The sequence below is a fragment of the Amycolatopsis sp. PSD-21 genome, assembly GCF_055561455.1.
This window is the reverse complement of record NZ_CM145712.1, coordinates 8,640,759-8,662,091: the sequence shown is the minus strand read 5'-3', so window position 1 is coordinate 8,662,091 and position 21,333 is coordinate 8,640,759. Positions and strand designations below refer to the sequence as shown.

The 21,333-nt window shown below is 66.5% G+C and carries 18 protein-coding genes and 1 pseudogene; 14 read left to right on the top strand and 5 right to left on the bottom strand.

Going from position 1 to position 21,333, the window contains the following annotated elements; translation table 11 throughout:
- The first annotated feature begins 93 nt into the window (after positions 1-93).
- Positions 94-798 (top strand): YoaK family protein, encoded by a 705-nt coding sequence (locus ACZ1DY_RS40710; RefSeq protein ID WP_465482850.1) that lies wholly within the window; start codon positions 94-96, stop codon positions 796-798.
- Positions 795-1,343, top strand: a complete 549-nt coding sequence (locus ACZ1DY_RS40705; protein ID WP_465485839.1) for a hypothetical protein — start codon at positions 795-797, stop codon at positions 1,341-1,343. Before ACZ1DY_RS40710 ends, ACZ1DY_RS40705 begins: the two co-directional genes overlap by 4 nt.
- Here the strand turns inward: ACZ1DY_RS40705 and ACZ1DY_RS40700 are convergent.
- The 3 genes and pseudogenes from ACZ1DY_RS40700 to ACZ1DY_RS40690 form a co-directional block, all read right to left on the bottom strand.
- Positions 1,303-2,507: pseudogene (locus ACZ1DY_RS40700) on the bottom strand (IS256 family transposase). The gene ACZ1DY_RS40705 and the pseudogene ACZ1DY_RS40700 overlap by 41 nt on opposite strands.
- Before the next feature lie 26 nt (positions 2,508-2,533).
- Positions 2,534-2,662 (bottom strand): hypothetical protein, encoded by a 129-nt coding sequence (locus tag ACZ1DY_RS40695; RefSeq protein ID WP_465482849.1) that lies wholly within the window; start codon positions 2,660-2,662, stop codon positions 2,534-2,536.
- 2 nt (positions 2,663-2,664) lie between these two features.
- Positions 2,665-2,808 (bottom strand): AsnC family transcriptional regulator, encoded by a 144-nt coding sequence (locus tag ACZ1DY_RS40690; RefSeq protein ID WP_465482848.1) that lies wholly within the window; start codon positions 2,806-2,808, stop codon positions 2,665-2,667.
- 169 nt (positions 2,809-2,977) lie between these two features.
- Here ACZ1DY_RS40690 and ACZ1DY_RS40685 point away from each other — a divergent pair, with 169 nt between their 5' ends.
- The 4 genes from ACZ1DY_RS40685 (at position 2,978) to ACZ1DY_RS40670 (ending at position 9,083) form a co-directional block, all read left to right on the top strand.
- Positions 2,978-4,087 carry an aromatic ring-hydroxylating oxygenase subunit alpha gene (locus ACZ1DY_RS40685; protein WP_465482847.1) on the top strand — a complete coding sequence of 370 codons (1,110 nt, stop codon included), beginning with the start codon at positions 2,978-2,980 and terminating at the stop codon, positions 4,085-4,087.
- 55 nt (positions 4,088-4,142) lie between these two features.
- Complete coding sequence (locus ACZ1DY_RS40680) at positions 4,143-5,096, top strand: PDR/VanB family oxidoreductase (protein ID WP_465482846.1); 954 nt, start codon at positions 4,143-4,145, stop codon at positions 5,094-5,096.
- Positions 5,097-5,354: 258 nt separating this feature from the next.
- Positions 5,355-6,845, top strand: a complete 1,491-nt coding sequence (locus tag ACZ1DY_RS40675) for an APC family permease (protein WP_465482845.1) — start codon at positions 5,355-5,357, stop codon at positions 6,843-6,845.
- Positions 6,846-6,947: 102 nt separating this feature from the next.
- Positions 6,948-9,083, top strand: coding sequence for an oxidoreductase (locus tag ACZ1DY_RS40670; RefSeq protein ID WP_465482844.1), 2,136 nt, complete (start codon positions 6,948-6,950; stop codon positions 9,081-9,083).
- A 21-nt stretch (positions 9,084-9,104) separates the two neighbouring features.
- On the opposite strand, the gene ACZ1DY_RS40665 is transcribed toward ACZ1DY_RS40670, so the two are convergent.
- The gene (locus ACZ1DY_RS40665; protein ID WP_465485780.1) at positions 9,105-10,556 is read right to left on the bottom strand and encodes a PucR family transcriptional regulator; all 1,452 of its coding nucleotides are present in this window, start codon (positions 10,554-10,556) and stop codon (positions 9,105-9,107) included.
- Between the two features lie 352 nt (positions 10,557-10,908).
- Between ACZ1DY_RS40665 and ACZ1DY_RS40660 the strand changes: the two genes are divergently transcribed.
- The 8 genes from ACZ1DY_RS40660 (at position 10,909) to ACZ1DY_RS40625 (ending at position 20,315) form a co-directional block, all read left to right on the top strand.
- Positions 10,909-12,234, top strand: a complete 1,326-nt coding sequence (locus tag ACZ1DY_RS40660) for an aldehyde dehydrogenase family protein (protein ID WP_465482843.1) — start codon at positions 10,909-10,911, stop codon at positions 12,232-12,234.
- 126 nt (positions 12,235-12,360) lie between these two features.
- On the top strand, positions 12,361-12,810 hold the full coding sequence (locus ACZ1DY_RS40655; RefSeq protein WP_465482842.1) for a RidA family protein: 450 nt from the start codon (positions 12,361-12,363) through the stop codon (positions 12,808-12,810).
- Between the two features lie 331 nt (positions 12,811-13,141).
- Positions 13,142-14,218 carry a substrate-binding domain-containing protein gene (locus ACZ1DY_RS40650; protein WP_465482841.1) on the top strand — a complete coding sequence of 359 codons (1,077 nt, stop codon included), beginning with the start codon at positions 13,142-13,144 and terminating at the stop codon, positions 14,216-14,218.
- Between the two features lie 83 nt (positions 14,219-14,301).
- The gene (locus ACZ1DY_RS40645; RefSeq protein ID WP_465482840.1) at positions 14,302-15,630 is read left to right on the top strand and encodes an ABC transporter substrate-binding protein; all 1,329 of its coding nucleotides are present in this window, start codon (positions 14,302-14,304) and stop codon (positions 15,628-15,630) included.
- A 32-nt stretch (positions 15,631-15,662) separates the two neighbouring features.
- Positions 15,663-16,616, top strand: a complete 954-nt coding sequence (locus tag ACZ1DY_RS40640; RefSeq protein WP_465482839.1) for a carbohydrate ABC transporter permease — start codon at positions 15,663-15,665, stop codon at positions 16,614-16,616.
- The gene (locus ACZ1DY_RS40635) at positions 16,616-17,470 is read left to right on the top strand and encodes a carbohydrate ABC transporter permease (protein WP_465482838.1); all 855 of its coding nucleotides are present in this window, start codon (positions 16,616-16,618) and stop codon (positions 17,468-17,470) included. The genes ACZ1DY_RS40640 and ACZ1DY_RS40635 overlap by 1 nt, the downstream gene beginning before the upstream one ends.
- Positions 17,467-18,477 (top strand): hydroxyacid dehydrogenase, encoded by a 1,011-nt coding sequence (locus ACZ1DY_RS40630; protein WP_465482837.1) that lies wholly within the window; start codon positions 17,467-17,469, stop codon positions 18,475-18,477. Before ACZ1DY_RS40635 ends, ACZ1DY_RS40630 begins: the two co-directional genes overlap by 4 nt.
- 2 nt (positions 18,478-18,479) lie before the next feature.
- On the top strand, positions 18,480-20,315 hold the full coding sequence (locus ACZ1DY_RS40625) for a DUF2264 domain-containing protein (RefSeq protein WP_465485779.1): 1,836 nt from the start codon (positions 18,480-18,482) through the stop codon (positions 20,313-20,315).
- A 14-nt stretch (positions 20,316-20,329) separates the two neighbouring features.
- On the opposite strand, the gene ACZ1DY_RS40620 is transcribed toward ACZ1DY_RS40625, so the two are convergent.
- A complete protein-coding gene (locus tag ACZ1DY_RS40620) occupies positions 20,330-21,331 on the bottom strand; it encodes a LacI family DNA-binding transcriptional regulator (protein WP_465482836.1) in 1,002 nt (333 codons plus the stop codon).
- Between the last annotated feature and the right edge of the window lie 2 nt (positions 21,332-21,333).

Here is a 21,333-nt window from a genome sequence, read left to right as displayed (position 1 = left end):
CCATGGCGGCGGCCAGCCGGCCGAGATCGGCCCGGATCCCCGACGCATGTACAGGAAGGAACCAGCATCAAAGCCCGCCAGCTCCAGGACCCGGTGAGCACGCAGCCGAGCGCACGTTTCGCGCTGGTCTCGATGCTGGTCCTCACCTTCTCGACCGGGATCTCCGACGCCGTCGGCTACCTCGGCCTCGACAAGGTCTTCACCGGCAACATGACCGGAAACGTCGTCATCTTGGGGATGGCCGTCGCGAGCGCCGACGATCTCCCGGTGCTCGGCCCGCTCATCGCGCTCGCCGCGTTCATGGCCGGAGCGGCGATCGGCGGCCGCGTCCTGCGCGGCGCCGGGGCCGGCTGGGTCCCCCGAGCCACCGGCCTCCTCCTCGTCGTAGCGCTGACCTTCGCGGCCGGCGCCGGGCTCGCGGTCATGCCGGTCGAGGCGGGCAGTCCGCTGGGCCACGTCCTCACCGCGATGCTAGCCGCGCCGATGGGCCTTCAGGCGTGCGTTGCCCGTCACATCGGCGTCAAGGACGTCACGACGGTGGTCGTCACCTCCACCGTCACCGGTCTGGCGGCCGACTCATGGATCGCGCGTCGAAGCGGACAGCCCTGGGTTCGCCGGGCAGTGGCCGTCGTCGCGATCGGGGCCGGTGCCGGAGTGGGCGCCCTTCTCGTGCGGATCGGCCTGTGGCCGGGCATCGCGGCATCGGCGATCATCGCGCTCGCCGTCGGTGTCAGCCCGCTGCTGCAGCGGGCGGTCAACGTACGTCGAGCTCGGCGCCGCCCACCGGAGACGAGTTGACGCTTCCAAGCTCTCGCCTTGCGGTCGCGCGCGACGAGGACCGCCTGACCGGCACCTGTGCCGGGTTCGTGGGGCAACGCGCCGCTCGCGATCTGGAGATCGACTTCTCGGTTCCGGACGAAGCGTCCAAGGCCACGGCGACGGAGCCCCTGGTGCCGTTGTCGTGGTCACCTGCGGCGATTCGGGTCGTGGACGTGGGGCCAGCTCCCCGCCCCAGAAGGAGGAACTCCTGCGATCACGGGAGATCCCGCGAAGAGCACGACATCGACCAGGTGCTGGTTCGGGAGGCGTCGTTCAGGTGGTTCTCCGACCGGTTGACGGAACGTTCGGAGTCCCGGCCGCGCGACCAGTACCGCATGATCGCGCCCATGGGGAACCTGGTGTCCACCGAGCTCGGGCTCGTCTCGGGCGCGGATCAGGCCACAGTGGACAGTAAGGAAGCGGGGAAATGCTTCCCTCTGTTCAGACGGGTCTATCTCATGATCGGTGTTCGCGGCGGTTGGGTTAGCGGGTTTCGGCTCCCGGCCAGCGGTCGCCGAACGTGATGGCGACGCGGTGATGACCGGCTTCCAGCGCATCGCAAATCGGGCGCGGCCGGTCCCGGTGGGGTCCAGGCCGCGAGTCACAAGATGCGGACACTTCATAGCTGCCTGTTCGGCGGAAAATGCCTCGCGTGCGCGGGTGGCCCGCCGATAGCGGGCGTTCAGTGATTCGATCGCGTTCGTCGAGAAGATCATGCGCCGGATTTCAACATTATAGTCAAGTAATGGCACGAGCTCTGACCATGCGTTGTGGCACAGTCGAATCATCCCGCCATATTCATTGCCCCATTTCTCGTCTGACTCATTCAGTGTGGCAGCAGAAATCGGTGTCGTGCAGATTGGCTTGATGTCACGTTTGATCTAATTCCGGTGCTGTCGCGCAACCAGGCGAAACGTATTGCGGATCAAATGAACAATGCACGTCTGAACAATGGTTTGCGGCCACGCGTTCGTCACGGCTTCAGGCAGGCCTTTGAGGTAATCGCAGACGAGGAAGAGCGCGTCTCGGACGCCGCGATTCTTCAGGTTGGCCAGGACGCTCATCCAGAACTTTGCGCCCTAGTCGCCGACGCCCATCCGCAAGCCTGGGACATCCTTCTGCCCGCCCACGGTCACGCCGATGGCCGCATAGACCGGCCGGTTGGCTCATTACCGCATCTCGGCGATTATTTTGTCGGTGATCCGCGAGACCGTCTCCTTTGCACACCGACGCCCGTAGATCTCGCTAAAATGCGTGGAGACTTCTCCGGTCGTCATTCCTTTTGCGTACGACGAGAGCACGATCTGATCTGCGTCCGTTAGCCGACGTCGCCGCTTCTTTACGATCTGGCGCTCCAACGCGCTTTCCTGGTCCCGAGGTACGTCGACCCGCACTTCGCCAGCGGCGTCCGACACCACCGTCTTCGGCCGAGTTCCGCTCCGCACAACGTTCGCATCACGGTCGGAGCCGTTCTGATTGTTCTCGTGACCGAGGTGCTCGGTCACTTCTTCGTTCAGTGCCGTCTCCAGCACGTGCTTGGTGAACAGCTTCAGCAGACCGTCGGGGACGGCCAAGGCCAGTCCTCGCGCCTTGGCCCCGGCCACCATCGCCGCCGCAGCGGCCTGCTCCGGCGACAGCCGCGCCAGCTTCTCGTCACGCTGACGTGGACTCACCAGGCCCGCTGTCATCACTCACGGTGCCCGTCTCGCTGGACCTACGCCCGGCGTGCCAGGCCGGAAACACCGATCTTGAAACAGTCCCCCAGGTCGACGTAGCCGAGAATGCGCGGGTCGCCAGTGTCACGCAGGCGCTTCACCTGGATCCGGACAGTCCGCTCTGCCACGTTCAGCTGCGCGCGAGGTCTCGAAATGCCCGTCGCCCGTCCAGCTGGAGTTCATTCAAGAGCTTGCGGTCCAGGGCATCGAGCTGCGCCTGTCCCGGAGGTCGTGCTGGATGGCCATCCTGCTCAGCCCAAACCTCGCTACTCATTGTCCACATTACGCCACACAACGGTGTTGTATCGGAGTCGTGTCGCGTACAGCGTACTCAGCATGAGATACGAATTACGACTTATAAGTGGTCCCGATAGGTATGCGTTGCGTACTGTCACCTCCAAGTTGTCCAGCACACTCTGGAAATCAGCCTGAAGGAGACAGTCATGACCTTGCTGAACGTCGCTGATCAGGCGCGGACCGGCGAACTGGTCGAGACCCTGCCGGTGTCGTGGTACACCGATCCGGCGATCCTCGATATCGAGAAGAAGCACATCTTCGCCAGGACATGGCAGTACGTGGGGCCGGTGGACTCGCTGAAGAAGAAGGGCGACTACTTCACGACGAAGGTCGTCGACACCCCGATCATCGTCACCCAGTCCGCCGACGGCATCAACGCCATCGTCAACGTATGCCGGCATCGGTTCCACGAAGTCGCTTCAGGGAGCGGCAACACCCGCCGATTCAGCTGCCCCTATCACGCGTGGAGCTATGATCTGAGCGGAAACCTCTGCGCAGCACCGCGCGAAGACATGTTCGATGGTTTCGACAAGTCGGCCTACCCGCTGAAGAAGCTTCCCGTCGCGGTGTGGTCATCGATGATTTTCGTGAGTCTGGATCACGATGTGGAGCCGTTCGACTCCTACGTCGCCCCGCTCGAAGCCGTGCTCACCGAAACCGGCGTCAACCGGAGCACTCTCAAGTTCCGCGCGCGTAAGACCTTTGAGATCCGCGGCAACTGGAAGACCGCCGTCGAGAACTTCCTCGAATGCTACCACTGCACTCCCGCTCATCCGGCCTATGCGAAGACATTCGACGTGAACACCTCCACTGGTTACCCCTTCGAGGTGAACGGAGCCGCATGCTCCGCACGGACACTCCCCCAGGAGCGATTCCGCGAGGATCCGCAGAGCGCCCCGTACAACATGGAGGGGGACATCAAGGTAAACCAGAATGACTTCCTGTGGCCCAACTTCATGACCGTGATCTGGCCTGGCGGAAGCAACTTCGCGGCATTGTCGTTCACGCCCGTCAGCGCCGACGAAACTCTGGCCCACTACGACTACTTCATGGGAGACGAGATCGACGAGGACACGGAGCAGAAGCTGGTCGAGTTCTTCAACGAAGTCGGCGAAGAAGACCTGTCGCTGATCGAGTCGGTCCATCGCGGGATGCGCAGTGGTGAGGTCGCCACCGGCGTCCTCGTTCCGGACGAAGGCCAGGTTGCCGCCTTCCAGAAGATGATCGGTGACGTCGTCCGCCATGCTACCGCGTAACCAATGGTCACGTGTTCATCGATGGAGTGCCGGCTCATCACGTTCGGTGTCCGCGGTGGGTGACAGCGGGAGCGACCTCCGGCTCACTGTCGTCGGTCTGACTCAGGAAGCCGAAGGCGTCGTCTCGGTTCTCCTGGGTCGCGACGACGGTTCGCCGTTGCCGAGCTGGTCTGCCGGAGCTCACATCGAGGTCCATCTCGCACCCGGCCTGATCCGCCATTATTCGCTGTGCGGGCCCGCAGACGCGGCCGGCCTATGGCGAATCGCGGTGCTGCGGTCCGCCGACAGCCGCGGCGGCTCGGTGTACATCCATGATCAGCTGGGCATCGGTGACGTCATCGACGTGGTGGGGCCCCGGAACCACTTCACCATGGAGGCCGGCGCCAGTCAGCTGTTCATCGCGGGTGGCATCGGGATCACGCCGATCCTCCCGATGATCGCGGCCGCGGAGGCCGCCGGATCGGATTGGCGACTGCTCTACGGAGGTCGATGCCGGGCCAGTATGGCCTTTCTCAAGGAACTGGAGTGTTACGGCGACCGGGTCACCATCGCCCCTCAGGATGAAACCGGACTGTTGGACCTTCCGGTGGCCGTACGGGCGATGCCAGGCGATGCCCACGTCTACGTGTGCGGTCCAGAGCCGTTGATCAACGCCGCCCAGCAGGCCTGTGCCCCATTGCCGCCAGGGCGACTGCATTTCGAACGCTTCACACCGGTGTCCACGGAGTCGGCCGGTCCGAGCACGGGCTTCGAAGTCGAACTCGCGCAATCGGCCCAGACCCTGTACGTGGCACCGGAACAGTCCATCGTCGAAGTCCTCGAAGCCGCGGGCATCGACATCCCGACCTCCTGCAGAGAAGGCATTTGCGGGACCTGCGAGGTTGCCGTTCTGGACGGAACGCCCGATCACCGCGACAGTGTCCTTGACGACGCCGAGAAAGCGGCGAACGACTGCATGATGACTTGCGTCGGCAGAGCGCTCACCCCGAAGCTGGTCCTGGACCTCTAGCAGGAATCCCGGCCTGCCAGCCCGGCCGACCCGATGGATCACCAGGCCCTCTGACGGTTACGGAAGATCACTCCGCCACCACGCTGACCATCACCGATGAGTCGGTGGCCCCGGTGCGCGCGTCGCACGATCTGCGATCCCGCACGCCTTCATCCGGTCGGGTAAGCGACCGGTACTCGCTCCAAGGGATGGCCACCGTCGACCATCCGATGGCGCCTCTGTCGAACACATCCTTTGAAACATCTGTACGGAGACACCATGACCGATACACCGGATACGCTCACCCAAGTTTCGCCGACCAGCCCGGCACAGCCTACCGCCAAATTGTCCGGGCGGCTGAACACGCCCAAGCTCATCCTCACCGTCTTGGCGTTGGCGTCGCCACTGGCGTCGGTGTCCGGCTGGATGCCGCTGGTGATCTCGGAGGGCAACGGGGCGGGATCTCCGCTGGTCTTCGTCTTCGTGACACTGGCCTTCCTTCTCTTCTCGGTCGGGTTCACCACGATGGTCCGCAACTTCCCGCGAACGGGAGCGTTCTACGCCTACATCACCGGTGGGCTCGGTCGTCCAGCTGGTCTGGGTGCCTCCTTCATCGCCATGCTCGCCTATCTGGCGCTATTGGTCGGCAACTACGCCTTCTTCAGCACTGCTTTCGCGACGCTGCTCACGTCGTTTACGAGCGCATTGGAATTCGTTCCGTGGTGCCTCTGGGGCCTCCTTCTCTGGTCGATTGTGTCGACCCTGGGCCACTTCAACGTGGAACTGTCCGGGAAGGTGCTCAGCATCATGATGATCATCGAAGTCGTCCTCGTGATGACCTTCAACGTCGCGGTCGCCGCTACCGGCGGCCCGAACGGGTGGCAGGTCCAGTCGTTCACGCCGGGAGCATTTCTGTCCGGGTCGCTCGGTATCGGAGTCCTGTTCGCCTGCGCGTGTTTCACCGGCTTCGAAGCCACGGCCATCTACCGGAGCGAGGTCAAGGACCCGCAGCGCACCATTCCACGCGCCACGTACCTGGGTGTGGCCCTGATCGGCATGTTCTACGTGATGTCGTCGTGGGCGCTAGTCACTTTCTACGGTCCCGCCGACGCGGCCGGCGCCGCGACCGACAACCCCTCGGGACTGTTCGAGGCCGGGCTCCGTTTCTACACCGGAAATGTGATGGCGGAGATCATGATCTGCATGGTGGTGACCAGCATCCTGGCGTCGACGCTGTCCTCGCACAATCCGTTGGCCCGTTACATCTTCGCGCTCTCACGAGACGGAGTCTTCCCCGCCAGGTTCGGGGCCGTCCACCCCAAGCACAAGTCGCCGGCGAACGCTTCCTTGCTCGTCGCGGCCGTCGGCCTGGCCATCATCCTGATCGCCTTCCTGTCCCGGGTCGACGCCATCAAGTTCTACTCGTGGATGTTCGGCATCGCGGCCTACGCGCTGTTGCTGCTCATGTCTGCGACGTGCCTGGCGGTCATCGTGTATTTCCGGCGCAATGCCCATGACGAGAGCAGGTGGGCCACGACCATCGCGCCTGGACTGGGATTGCTGAGTCTGGTGTCGATGCTGTGCGTGGTCGCGCTGTACTTCCCGCTGCTCATCGGCGGCAGCACCGTTCTCGGGTCGCTCCTGCAGCTGGGAATCGCCGCTATCGCGCTCTCCGGTGTCGGGCTGGCGGTGTACCTGCGTCGCGCCCGGCCGCACGCATACACTCACATCGGCGGCGAGACGCCCGAGCTCGTCGCGGATCCGGTGTAACGAACCCGGCTCACGCCCGGCGCACGGACTGGTGGGACCGCCGGCCGGTCACCAGGACAGCCTGCGCGAGGCAGGACGCCATCGACGACCCGATGCCGGTTGGTGCGGCAGTACGACTGCCGCACCAACGTCTGGTCGCACGCGCTGCGTCATCGAAGCGGCACATTTCAGCGTGACAGGAGTCACGCGCTTCTCACCGTCGATCGACCTCGATCGCGTTATCCCAGCCCACGAAGGAGATCACCCATGACGACAGCACCGGCGCCTGCCGACTTCCCGACGCTCTTCAGCCCACTGTCGCTGGGGTCCATGACGTTGAAGAACCGGATCTTCTCCTCGGCGCACGACACCGTGATGGTGCACGACGGACAGGTCACCGACCGTCTGATCGCCTACCACCGCGCACGCGCGGAAGGTGGGGTGGGACTGATCATCACACAAGTGGCCGGAATCCACGAGTCCGCCCGTTACACCTCGCACGTACTGATGGTGACCGACGACAGCGCCATCCCGGGGTACACGCGACTGGCCGATGCCGTTCATGCTCACGGATGCAAGATCATCTCGCAGATCTTCCATCCCGGGCGAGAGATCATGGAGTCGTCAGACGGTGCGCTGCCCGTCGCGCTGGCACCGTCGGCCGTCCCGAACGAGCGATTCCACGTGATGCCCCGCGCGATCGCCCAGGACGAGATCGACGAGATCGTCCGCGGCTACGCCGATGGGGCGGTTCGTCTCGCGCGCGCAGGTTTCGACGGCGTCGAGATCGTCGCCAGCCACGGCTACCTGCCCGCCCAGTTCCTCAACCCCGCGCTCAACCGGCGCACCGACGCCTATGGCGGAGATCTGACCAACCGGATGCGGTTCCTCGGTGAGGTCGTGTCCACGGTCAGGGCCGCGGTCGGCGAGGGCTTCGTGGTCGGTGTCCGTATTTCCGCGTCGGACAATTCGTTCGACGGCGTGTCGGAGGACGAGGTGATCGAGATCTGCCGCCGCCTCGACGCCGTCGGCGGGCTCGACTACTTCAACGTGACCCAGGGAACGTCGGCGACGTTGGCCGGCTCGACACATATCGTGCCGCCGATGAGTCACGAGGCGGCATACACCGCGCCATCGGCCGCGCGGATCCGTGCCGCCGTCTCGGTTCCGGTTCTCGTGGCAGGGCGGATCAACCAGCCACACGAGGCAGAGGCGATTCTGAGCAGTGGCTCCGCGGACGCCTGCGCCATGACGCGCGCGTTGATCTGTGACCCTGAGATGCCACAGAAGTCCCAGGACCAGCGGGTCGACGACATCCGGGCCTGCATCGCCTGCAATCAGGCGTGCATCGGCCACTTCCACCTCGGTTACCCGATCTCCTGTATCCAACGACCGGAAACCGGACGAGAGCTCGACTACGGGACGTTGAAGCCCGCGGACACCAGCAGGTACGTGATTGTGGTCGGCGGTGGTCCAGCCGGGATGAAAGCGGCATCGATCGCCGCACAACGAGGTCACCGCGTTGTGCTGTACGAGGCGGGCGGGCGAGTCGGTGGACAGGTGCTACTCGCCGAGAAGCTCCCCGGCCGGTCCGAGTTCGGTGGCGCCGCGACCAATCTGGAGCATGAGCTCAAGAGGTTCGGGGTGACCGTCAAGACGCGCGTCAGCGTCGATGTGGACCTGCTCGTGCAGGAGCAGCCCGATGTGGTGATCGTGGCGACCGGCGCATCACCGTACCGGCCGGACACGCTCGAGCTCGATGACGCGATGCCAGTGGTCACCGCATGGGATGTCATAACCACCAACGCCGCGGTCTTGCCGAAGGGCCACATAGTGGTCGCCGATTGGCGCTGCGACTGGGGCGGTCTCGGTGTCGCCGAGCTCATCGCGCGGAGTGGCGGACGTAAGGTCACGTTGTGCGTGAACGGCTACAGCGCCGGTGAGACCCTCCAGCAATACACCCGCAACTCGATGCTCGCGTCAGCGTTGCGCGCGCGGGTGACGATCGTGCCCAACGCCCGTCTGTACGGTGCCGATGACGACACCGTCTACCTGCAGAACACGCTGACCTCCGAGCCGGTCCTGATCGAGGATGCCTCCGGGTTGGTGCTCAATCTCGGCCATGCCCAGAACGATTCGCTCTTGGCCGAACTCCGCGCGAAGGCGGCATTCGAAGTGCACGGTGTCGGTGATTGCCTGTCGCCCCGCACTGTCGAGGAGGCGACACTGGACGCCCTGCGCGTGGCCGCCGAGATCTGACTCGGATGCCGGTCCTCATCCTCATACCCGGCGACTGATGCGATAGGCGACGAGCGCGCTCCAGAACGTCGAGATGTCCGCCGAGCTTTTCGTGCTCCGGCCGGTCAACGCCTCGATTTTCTTGAGCCGGTACCCGAGAGTCTGACGATGAATCACCAGCTTCTCCGCGGTGTCGGACCAACGCCGGTCGCAACTGAGGTAGGTGTCGAGGGTCTCCACCAGGCTGGACTGGTTCTCGGCGTCGTAGTCGATCAGATCACCGAGGACGGCACGTGTGGCGAAGTGAGCCTCGCTCAGCGTGCGCGGCAGGAACAGCGGCGCCGCTGAGGAGTATTCCGCGACGCCACTGCCGCTCGCCCGCGCCGCGTGGAGCGCCCACCGGGCCTGCCGCAGACAATCGGCGAGGCGAGTGATGGTCGATGTCTGCGCGGAGACCCCGATAGAGTCGATGGTCGGCCGAAGCGCCTCGATGACGGAATCGAAAGCCGCCTCGGGGAGCACCAGGTAACCCTCTTCACCGACCGACACCGTCATCTTCGGGATCGAGCGATCGCCGACGAGCGCTCGGACGAAGCGCAAGCTCTCGGCGCCGAAGCACACCACCTTCCACTGTTGGTCGGCCAATCCGATCTGCGCCAGGAGCGGCTGTGCCACATCGGACCCCATCGAGCCGTCCACGATCTGACGAAGGAGTTTCTCCTCGGCGGCGTCGAGGCGCTCCCGTTCCCGTGTGTGGCGCTCCACTTCGATGGCTACGAGGCTTTGGCTGTGGAGCAGCACGAAGGCGTCGGCGTCGACCTCTCCGGGACCTTCGGCGATCAGCATGCATTTCCGGTGGGTCGACAGCGGGAACCCGGTGGCTACCAGCGTGCCGTCCACCACCACCCGTAACCGGGTGGGTAGCCGGTCCACACGCCCGTCGACCTCCGCTGTCACCGCATCGAGGACGCTCTGGGGAAGATTCGTGCGGCGAGCGAGAACCTCCGTCGCCATCTCGACATCGACGACATGCATTTCGATTCCGAGTTCTCGCGAGATTCGATCGAGCAGCGTGGTGTGCCTGGAAGGCGACTGAATCGCCTCGTACAGTTTGCTCAATCGCGCGATTCGCGCGATCTGATCACTCTGTGCGCCGACGGCCACCGTGCGCCCGATGGCCGAGAACGGTGTGGAGTGGCCGACCGTGAGAACCGGGAAACCGAGTTCGTCGGCTTCGGCGAACATCTCGGGGTGCAGCGGGGGTGCCTGCAGGTCATCGCCGATCGCGATCCCTGCGACTCCCCGGTCGGACAGATGCCGGATGAGCCTCCGCTGTTCCTCGGGGGAGGCCGGGATGCAGATGCCCGTGGTCATCAGCAGCTCGTCGGCGCCGACCCAGTTCCACGGATCCGCCAACTCGCACACGTGTGCCCACACGACCTTGCGATCCAGTCCCGACTCACCTGCCTGCGGTGTGGTCGAGAGCTGACGCATAACGACCAGATCGCCGACAGTCAGGTTCGACATGAGGTCACCTCCCCGTCGGCGCCGTACAGTCGCGGCGCCTCATAGTCGTCGATAGCCACGAGCGAGTTTTTGATACGAGAGTAGGTGTTCACTCTGCCGTCTGCAGGTCACGGAGCGCCTCAGCAGGTCGGACACCATGGTCCGCATGGACCGGACGGTAGGCAATCATACTGGGGTATGGCACGCGGCCGGTTTTCGCTACCGCAGTCATCTACCGTTCCGCGCGTCGCGAACATAGAAAGAACGCAGTGGCGTTCACTGCGATCGTCGACAGCCGACGACGGCGTCGCCCAAAGGAGAAATCTTGAGCGAGTTCAGCGTGGTCGATCCGTCGAGCGGTGAGATGATCGCCAAGTTCGAAAACCCCACGGATGCCGATATCGAGGCCCAGCTCGGTGCCGCCAATACCGCTTTCCCGGTCTGGGCTGCCCTGGATGCCGGACGGCGAGCAGAGGTCGTGGCCCGGCTCGGTGAACTGCACCTGGAACGACGGGACGAACTCGCCGCCATCATCGGCAGAGAGATGGGCAAGCCCGCAGAACAGGCCCTGGGTGAGGTCGACTTCTCGGCGGCGATCTACCGATACTACGCCGACAACGCCGAACAGTTCCTGGCCGACGAACCGATCGATCTGCTCGACGGCGCCGCCGGTTCAGCCGTGGTCCACCGAGAGGCTCTCGGCGTGATCATGGGCATCATGCCATGGAACTACCCGTACTACCAGGTAGCCCGATTCGCCGCACCCAACCTCGCGCTGGGCAACGCGGTCATCCTGAAACCCGCACCGCAGTGCCCGGAGTCGGCACTGGCGATCCAGGAGATGGTGACCGAGGCGGGAGCCACGCCCGGCGCTTACTCCACCGTCCTCGCCACCAACGACCAGGCGCTCGGAATCGTCGCCGACCCGCGGGTCGGCGGCGTATCGCTGACCGGGTCGGAGCGGGCCGGCGCTGCCGTCGCCGAAGTCGCGGGACGGAACCTGAAGAAGGTCGTGCTCGAACTCGGCGGGTCGGACCCGTTCATCCTTCTCGGGACCGACGATCTCGACGCGACGGTCGACGCAGCGGTGGCGGCACGTCTCGAGAACGCCGGCCAGGCATGCAATGCCGCTAAACGGTTCATCGTCCTCGACGAACTGTACGACTCGTTCCTGACCAAGTTCACGGACAAGTTGCTGGCCGCGGAGGTGGCACCACTGTCCTCCGAAGCCGCTGCGCGCCGCCTCGCGGCGCAGGTGCGACAGGCTGTCGACGATGGTGCCGAACTCACCTGTCGCGGCCGTCGTGATGGGGCCTACCACCCGCCCGCCATCCTGACCGGCATCCCGTCGTCGTCCTTGGCCTATCGCGAGGAGTTCTTCGGCCCGGTCGCCGCCGTCCACCGGGTCGATTCCGAGGACGCTGCCGTCGCGCTGGCCAATGACACCCCCTTCGGTCTCGGCTCGTACGTCTACACCCGCGACCCCGAACAGGGCCGACGCGTCGCTCGCCGTCTCGACGCCGGGATGGTCTTCATCAATGCGGCGGGTACCGAAGGCGCCGAACTGCCTTTCGGCGGCATCAAACGTTCGGGCTTCGGCCGGGAGCTGGGGCGGTACGGCATGGACGAGTTCGTGAACAAGAAGATGGTTCGCGAGATCTGGTGACCGCCAGCCGATCGGCCGGTCGCGTCATGTGCGTCCAACACGGTTTGGCCCCTCGCCGACGGTGGAGCCTTGCCGGTCCCCTGAGTTCCCCTGCACAACCATCGACATACCGCCCAAGGAGATCCGATGCCCCCAGCTGACGCGTCCGTAGTCATCCCCCCGGCCCCGTTCCCGTGGGCGGACGGGGCCGAGTACAGCCAGTCGCTGCGGGTCGGCGAGTTAGTGTTCGTCTCGGGGCAAGGCGGCTTCGACCAGTCCGGGACCTTGGTCGTGGGTGGGATGGCTGCCCAGACGCGCCAGGTACTGGACAACCTGTCCGTGATCCTCGCACAACATGGACTGTCACTCGCTTCCGTGATCCGGCTGGGCGTCCACATCGCCGATCCCGCGGACTACGTCGTGTTCCAGAGCGTCCGCCGGGAGTACTTCTCGCCGCCATGGCCGGTATCGACCGCCGTGTGCTCGGGGCTGTTGGTGGAGGGCATGCGGATCGAGATCGATGCCATCGCCTCCGTCACGGCGGCTCGGCATGGGACCGCGGGCACGGAGGATCCGACTGCGGCGGGCGGGGCGTGACGCCTCAGGTGGTCGCGATCGCGCTGCTGGTGTAGCTGATCTCGCGGACCTCTGGGGTGAGGCCGGAGGAGACGAACGCGTCGAGCTCAAAGGCGGGAGGCCTCGGCGGAGGCCTCGGTGCAGCCCGGTTCGAGCGCGGTGGCGATCTTCCCGCGGTCGGTGCGGGACACGACGGCGCGTCCATCCTGGGCCGCGATCGCTCCGGCTGTTCAGCCGCTCTGCCGTCATCCAGGACCGGGCCACCGGCCTTGACGTGCCTGGACAGCCCTGCCTTGACGCTCTGTGATTGATCGCTATCCTCTGTCGAAACGGTCAAACGAACAGGTAGCGTATGCGAGAGCTGGGTGGGGACCGTCGCCGGAGGATTCTGGCGGCCGTCGAGTCACGCGGGGAGGCGCGGCTCACCGACCTTGCCGCCGAACTCGAGGTCTCCGTGGTCACGGTGCGCCGCGACGTCGAAGAACTCGCGCGCGAGGGCAAGGTCCGGCGCGGGCACGGGGTGGCGAAGTCGCTGGTCCGGCCGAAGGCGGCGCGGCCGATACGTGAGGCGGACGGCGGCGCGGTCGCACTCGTGATCCCGGAGCGGCACGCGTACCTGAACGAGGCCGTGCACGGCGCGAGGTCCGCGCTCGAGGAGTCCGGGATGCGGGTGGTCCTGCACATCGCACCCAGGGTCGAGGGCAGTGCCGAGCACGCGATCGTCGAACGTGTGCTGACGGACGACGTTCGCGGCTTGCTGATCGCGCCCCGCTGGCGGACGGCCGAGGCGGAAGAGGCGGGCTACGGCTGGATCGCCGACATGCCGGTGCCCACCGTGGTCATGGAACGCCGGCCCCGTCCCGGAAGTGTCCTGCACGCGACGGATTCGGTCTGCACCGATCACTGGTACGGCGTCCACCTCGCGGTCGATCACCTCGTTTCCTTGGGGCACAGACGGATCGTGCTCGCCGCCCGGGACGACAGCCCGACCGCGCGGGCCTTACGGGCCGCGTTCGCCGAGATCGCTTCGGCCCGGACGGAGATCGAGGAGACGGCCGTGATCCTCAGCGCGCCGGACGCCGGCCCCGATCAGGACATGCCACCGCTGACCGAGACGGAGCTCGCGGACCTCGTCGGCGGGCGCGGCTTCACCGGCGCCGTCCTACATGGTGACGTTGACGCGCTGATGCTGGTCGAGCGGCTGGCCGAGGCTGGATTCCAGGTGCCGCGTGACTGCTCGGTGGTGGCTTACGACGACGTCGTCGCGGCACTCGGCAGCACACCGCTCACCGCCATCGCACCCCCGAAGGCCGAGGTGGGGCGCGTGGCGGCCGAGCAGTTGCTGCGCAGGATGGCTGGTGGAGGCCCTCCGCGGCGCGTCCAGCTGATGCCGGAACTGAAGATCAGAGGCTCGACCCGAGCCATCTGATCGTTTGACCGTGTTAAGCGAAACTATTGACCGTAAAACGCTCAGGTGATCAGAATGCGATATCCGAATCGCAGGAGGCATCGATGCCTGGTCGACCGAGCCGACGGTCTGTTCTCGCCGCGAGTCTGGCCATCCCACTGGGAACGGCGCTCGGCGCCTGCACGTCGACAACGGCGCCCAAGACGGCTCCGGGAGGGCCGGTCAGCATCGTCTTCTGGTCCGCGTTGCGAGGCAGCCAGCAGGTCGTCGACGCGTTCAACAAGTCACAGAACCGGATCCGGGTGGTCTTCCAGCAGATCCCGTCCGGCGACTTCGGCGGCTACGCGAAGCTGAGCAACGCGGCCCGCGCGGGCAATTCGCCCGACGTCGCCACGATCGAATACCCGCAGGTGCCCGGGTACGCGATCGACGGGGTGGCAAGGGACATCACCGACCTCATCAGCGATTCCGTACGCGCGAAACTGCTGCCGCAGGCGCTGGGGCTGACCACGTTCGCGGGCCGGGTCTACACCGTTCCGCTCGATATCGAGCCGATGGTCCTGCACTACCGCAAGGACTTGTTCGACAAGTTCGGCTTCGCGGTCCCGCGGACTTGGGACGACTACGCCGAAGTGAGCCGCAAGGTCCGCGAGAAGCTCCCCAACGCCAGGCTGGGCGTGTTCGCCACAGATGGCGCGCCGCAGTTCGCCGCGTTCTCCTGGCAGGCGGGTGCCCAGTGGTTCGACACCCGCGGCGGCGCGTGGAACGTCTCCATCGCCGACGCCCCGACCCGCGAGGTGGCGGGCTACTGGCAGCGCCTGATCGACGACGGCGATCTGTTCGTCAACGCCGCCACCGGCAGGCAGTACGACGCCCAGCTCAGCCAGAACCTGGTGCTCACCAAGCTCAGCGGCGCCTGGGATGCCGGTGCCCAGATGAAGGCGCGGCCAGGCCAAAAAGGAAAGTGGGCGATCGCACCGCTGCCGCAGTGGGATCCGGCGAACCCGGCCGTCGGCACCCACGGCGGATCGACGTTCGCCGTCACCAAGGACAGCCGGAATCCCGAAGCCGCCATGGAATTCATCGAATGGCAGGTCTCGCATCCCGACGCCCTGCGTGCCCGGCTCTCCAGCGGTGCCAGCAGCCAGTACCCGGTCGCGCCGGCGCTCGTCGACGTCGGCAGACAGGCCTTCGACCGTGCCTACTACGGCGGCCAGGACATCTACAGCCTCTTCGCCGAGGAAGCCGAAAAGGTCCGCGACGGCTGGACCTGGGGGCCGCGGATGACCGCGACCAACCGCGTCATGCAGGACGGCTTCGCGCGGGCGGGCGGCGGTGACGGGTCGATCCTCGACGCCGTCCGCGAGGCGCACAGCGGCACGATGCCGGATCTCGCCGCACTCGGCCTTGCCACCACCGAACACAGTTCCTGAACCGCCGCGACGAGAAAGGTGGTGACCCACCGATGACCGCGACCCTTTCCCCGCCCGTCACGCGGCCGCCCGCGCGACCTGGACCCCGGGTGAAGTCCCGGCGCCGTGAGAACTTCGCCGCCGGTGTGCTGATGACGCCGTTCTTCGCCCTGCTCGTGACGGTCTTTCTGATCCCTGTCGGTACCGCTGTCTGGCTGAGCCTCTTCGGCGCCGACCAGCCAGGCCTCGGTTTCGGCCCGGAAGCCACGGTGTTCGCCGGGCTGCGCGGCTACGCCGCCGTCCTGTCCGATCCGACGTTCCTCAGTGGACTCGGTGTCGTTGTCCTGTACTGCGCGCTCTACATCCCGCTGCTGGTCGTCGGCTCGCTCGTGCTGGCGCTGCTGCTGGATTCCGGCGCGGCGAAGCTGCGCGCGTCGGCACAACTCGCGCTGTTCATGCCGCACGCGATCCCCGGCATCATCGCCGCGCTGATCTGGATCTACCTCTACACCCCCGGCCTCAGCCCGGTGGTCGACCTGCTCGGCAAGGCCGACATCGAGGTGAACTTCCTCGGCGTGCACGGGGTCGTACCGTCGATCGTGAACATCGCGCTGTGGAGCAACCTCGGCTACAACATGGTGGTCTTCTACGCCGCGCTGCAGGCGATCCCGCGCGAGGTGATCGAAGCCGCCGTGGTCGACGGCGCCGGCCCGGTCCGGACGGCGGTGCGCATCAAGGCACCGCTCATCCGGTCGTCGGTGGTCATGGTCGTGCTGTTCTCGCTGATCTGGGCCCTGCAGCTGTTCACCGAACCGATGCTGCTCAGTCAGTCCACGCCGATGGTCGGCGCCCGCTTCTCGCCGAGCATGTACATCTACGACGCCGCCTTCACCCGCAACAACTACGGGCTGGCCGCGGCGGCGTCCGTGATCCTCCTGGCCTGCACGATCGCGCTCTCCTACGGCGTGACGCGCTGGTCCAACCGCGATCGGGGAGAGAACGCCTGATGACCGCTCCAGCGTTGAAACCCCGCCTGCTCGGCCGGTCGGTCGTCAATGTCGTTGTCGGCGTCTCGGTGCTGTACACCGTGTTGCCGATGCTGTGGCTGATCCTCGCCGCCTCGAAGGACCGCGATTCGCTCTTCGGCAGTGATCTGTTCTCCGCCAGAGGGTTCTCGTTCTTCCGGAACGTGGGCGAGCTGTTCTCGATGGACAACGGCATCTACGGCCGCTGGTACGGCAACAGCCTGCTCTATGCCGTCGTCGGCGCGGCGATCAGCTCGCTGGTGAGCGTCGCCTGCGGATACGCCTTCGACAAATACGATTTCCCCCACAAGGAAAAGCTGTTCGGGCTGGTGCTGGCCGCGGTGATGGTGCCGCAGACAGTGCTCGCGCTGCCGCTGTACCTGATGGCGTCGGAGGCCGGGCTGGTCAACACGTTCTGGTCGGTGTTCATCCCGGTGCTGTTCAACCCGTTCGGTGTGTACCTCGGCCGGATCTTCAGCCAAGGCTACGTTCCCGGCGAGGTACTGGAGGCCGCTCGGATCGACGGCGCCGGCGAACTGACGATGTACCGCAAGGTCGTCCTGCGTATGCTGGCGCCGGGGGTGGTCACGGTGTTCCTCTTCCAGCTCACCGCGATCTGGAACAACTTCTTCCTGCCGATGGTGATGCTCTCGGACCAGAAGCTGTACCCGGTCAGCCTCGGGCTCTATTCCTGGAACAGTTCCGCGTCGGTCTCGCCCGAATACTATCCGGTGGTGATTATGGGATCGCTGCTCGCGATCATTCCGTTGGTGCTCGCTTTCGCGCTGCTGCAACGGTTCTGGCGATCCGGGCTCACCGCGGGGGCGGTCAAGTGACCGTGCTGCCGCGCGCCGCGCTGGCGATGAGCAAGGAGGCGGCGTCCGCCGTGCTCACCCCGGACCCGCTGGCCGAATTGGGCCGGGTCTGTGACCTCGTCGCGGATCCGGTGCTCGACGACTTCACCGCACCTGAAGCGCTCGACGTGCTAAGGGACGTCGAGCTGCTGGTCACCGGCTGGGGTTGCCCGCCCCTCGACGCCGCCGCGCTGGCCGCCGCACCGCGACTGCGGGCCGTCGTCCACACCGCCGGTTCCGTGCACGGGCACGTCACCGGCGCCTGCTGGGACCGGGGGATCGCGGTCGCGTCCGCCGCGTCGGCCAACGCGCTCCCCGTGGCCGAGTACACGGTGTCGATGATCCTGCTGACCGGCAAACGTGTCTTCGAGAGTGCCCGCGACTACCGGGTGAACCGAGACCGGGAAGACTGGCTCTCGACCCCGCCGGACGTCGGCAACTTCGGCCGGACGGTGGGGATCCTCTCGGCATCGCTGATCGGGCGCCGGGTGATCGAGCTGCTGCGGCCGTTCGACCTCCGGATCCTGCTGCACGATCCCTACGTGACCGACGCGGACGTGGCGGAACTCGGGGTGGAGCGGGTGGGGCTCGGCGAGTTGTTCGCACGCGGTGATGTCGTCAGCGTGCACACCCCGCTCCTGCCCGAAACCCGTGGCCTGGTCAGCAGGGAACTGCTCACCTCGATGCGCGCTGACGCCGTCCTGATCAACACCGCACGCGGCGCCGTCGTCGACCAGGACGCCCTCGCCGACGTCACCGCCACCGGGCGGATCCGGGCCGTCCTCGACGTCACCGATCCCGAGGTGCTGCCCCGTGACCATCCTTTGTGGACCATCGAGAACGTGCTGATCACTCCGCATCTGGCCGGATCACAGGGCAACGAATGGCGGCGGCTGGCCGATCTCGCCGTCGCCGAGGTCGCCCGCTGGGCCTCGGGCGAGGAGTTCGCCCATCCGGTCAAGCGGGACAGGCTCGGGAGGACAGCGTGAAGATGCCGGCCGAAGACAGGGAACTGAGCCCGCACACGGGGTACACCCGGTGGCACTGGGAGGCGGCCGCCGACGGACTGCTCGGCGCCGCATGGCGTTGGGCGAGTCCGGGCGGCGCTTTCCTCGACCTGCCGGGCAGGCCGTCGGCCAGCGGCGTCCGCTCCGACGGGCTGGAGGGCTACGCCCGCACGTTCCTCGCCGCCGCGTTCCGGGTGACCGGTGCCAAGGGCGACGATCCGCACGGGTGGCTCGACCGCTATGCCGAGGGGATCACCGCGGGCACCAGGAATCCCGGCCGTGACGACGCCGAATCGTGGCCGCTCATCCTGGACCACGACGTACAGGGGCAGCCGATGGTCGAGTCCGCGTCCGTGGCGTTGAGCCTGCGTTTGACCAGGGAATGGCTGTGGGATCGGCTCGATTCGTCCACTCAGGACAGGGTGGAGCACTGGCTGCGGGGCGCGTTGCGGCATGTCCCAGCGCCCAACAACTGGTACCTCTTCCCGTACACCGTGGCGGGTTTCCTGGAGGCGACCGGCCGTGGAGACACGGAAACCACGCGTGCCCGGGAGCGGGCGCTGGACCTGCTGGAGACCTGGTACCGCGGCGACGGCTGGTACGCCGACGGCGACGGCCGCGCGTTCGACCAGTACAACGGCTGGGCACTGCACCTGTATCCGGTGCTCGACGGGTATCTCGCGGGGGAGACGCCGGTCCACGGGGAAAGGCTGCGCGAGCACCTGAAAAGCTTCGGGCTGCTCTTCGGCGGCGATGGCGCGCCTGTGTACTTCGGACGGTCGCTGACCTACCGGTTCGCCGCCGCGTCGTCGATCGGTCTCGGGGCGCTCACCGGGAACACTCCGCTCGCCCCCGGCGTCTCCCGCCGTTTGATGAGCGGGACCCTGCGGTACTTCCTCGACCGCGGTTCGGTGGACGAGGACGGGTTGCTGAGCCTCGGCTGGCACGGACCGCATGACGCGTCGCTGCAGTATTACTCGGGACCGGGTTCACCGTATTGGGCCTCGAAGGCGTTCGTCTGCCTGCTCGTACCGCCGGACGATCCTTTGTGGACCGACGTCGAGGGAACGGCGCCGAGCGAAGGACCGGACACGGTACTGGCCGTCCCGTCCGCCGGATTGCTCGTGCAGACGACGGGCGCCGACGGCGTCGTCCGCTTGCACAACCACGGCAGCGACCATGCCCGCCCCCACGAGGCCGACGCGGTCGAGGGCGAGGACCCGCTGTACGCCCGACACGCCTACTCGACCCGGACCGGGCCGACGGCGCCGGGCAACGTCCGGGACAACCACTTCGCCGTCGTGGTCGACGGTGCCCGGAGCGTGCGACGCCGTATCCACCCACTGGGGGCGGGGAGCGGGGATGGCTGGGGTTGGGCAGCGTCCTGGCACAACCCGGTATTCGCGGCCGGGCCGCCGATGGTGCCGGGCCTGCGGGTCGAGAGCGTGACGGTCGCGCGGGGCCGGTACGAACTGCGGGTGCACCGCGTGCTCGGCGCGCCGCCCGGCGCCCGGGTCGAACTCACCGGCTGGGCCACCGATCCGGGGGAGTCGATGTTGCGGCCCCTGCTCGGCTGGACCGGGCAGGACGAACTCCGCGCGCCCCAGGGCACCGCGTTCACCCGGTGGGCGGTCGTTCCCCGGCTCGCAGCGAAAGCGGAAGGCACCGGGATCTACGCCGCCCTCGCGACACTCTCCGCCGGGCCGCTCGACGACGCCGTCGACGAAGTCACCGCCGGCCCGTACGCGCTCGTCGTCCACTGGGCGGACGGGCCGGTCACTCGGATCTCCTTCGGTCCGCTCAGCGTGAGCCACGCATGACCACGGAGTGGGGATCAGGCGGATTCGCGGACGACGAGGGTGGTGGGCAGCAGGAGCGGTGTCGGTTGCTCGCCGTTGATGAGCCGGATCAGCATCCGCGTCATCTCCCGGCCCAGTGCCTCGATGGGCTGGCGGATCGTGGTCAGCGCGGGCACGGTGTGCTGGGCGGTCACGATGTCGTTGAATCCCACGATGGCGACGTCTCCCGGTACCGCGAGGCCGCGTTCCCGGAGCACGCGCAGCGCACCGGCGGCCATCGCGTCGGACGCGACGAACACCGCGTCGAGGTCCGGATGCTCGTCGAGCAGCCGGCCCATCGCCTCGATCCCGCTCGCTTCCCCGAAGTCGCCGTGGGCGACCCGGTGATCGCTCAGCCCCGCGAGCGCCAGTGCTTCGCGGAAACCGAGGTACCGGTTGACACCCACGTGCATGTCGAGCGAGCCGGTGATCGTCGCGATGCGCTGTTTCCCCAGTGAGATCAGGTATTCCGCGGCTTGGTGCGCGCCGCCCCGGTTGTCGGCGTCGACGTACCACTGCGGTGTCCGGTCCAGCGAACGGCCACCGTGGACCACCGGGACGCCGCCCTCCTCGGCTACCTTCGACAGCGGGTCGTTCTGCCGCAGCGCCAGCAGCATGACACCGTCCGCACCTCGTGACTGCAGGATCCGGGTGAGCCGTGACCGGCCGCGTTCGGACGCGGCGAGGATCAGCATCAGCTGCAGGTCGGTCTCTTCGATGACCGCGTTGACCCCGGTGATCACTTCGGCGAAGAACAAGTTCGCGAACAGTGCCGGATCGTCGCTCGAGATGGCCAGCACGACCGCTCCGCGCCGCGATGTCGCCAGCGACCGGGCGGCGGTGTTGGGTACGTAACCGAGTTCCTCGATCGCCCGTTCCACCGCCAGCCTGGCCTTCTTGCTGACGTGCTGCGCGTTGTTGATCACCCGGGACACCGTTCCCGTGGACACGCCCGCGCGCTGGGCGACGGCGTCGAGGGTGGGTGGCCGCTCGTTCATGG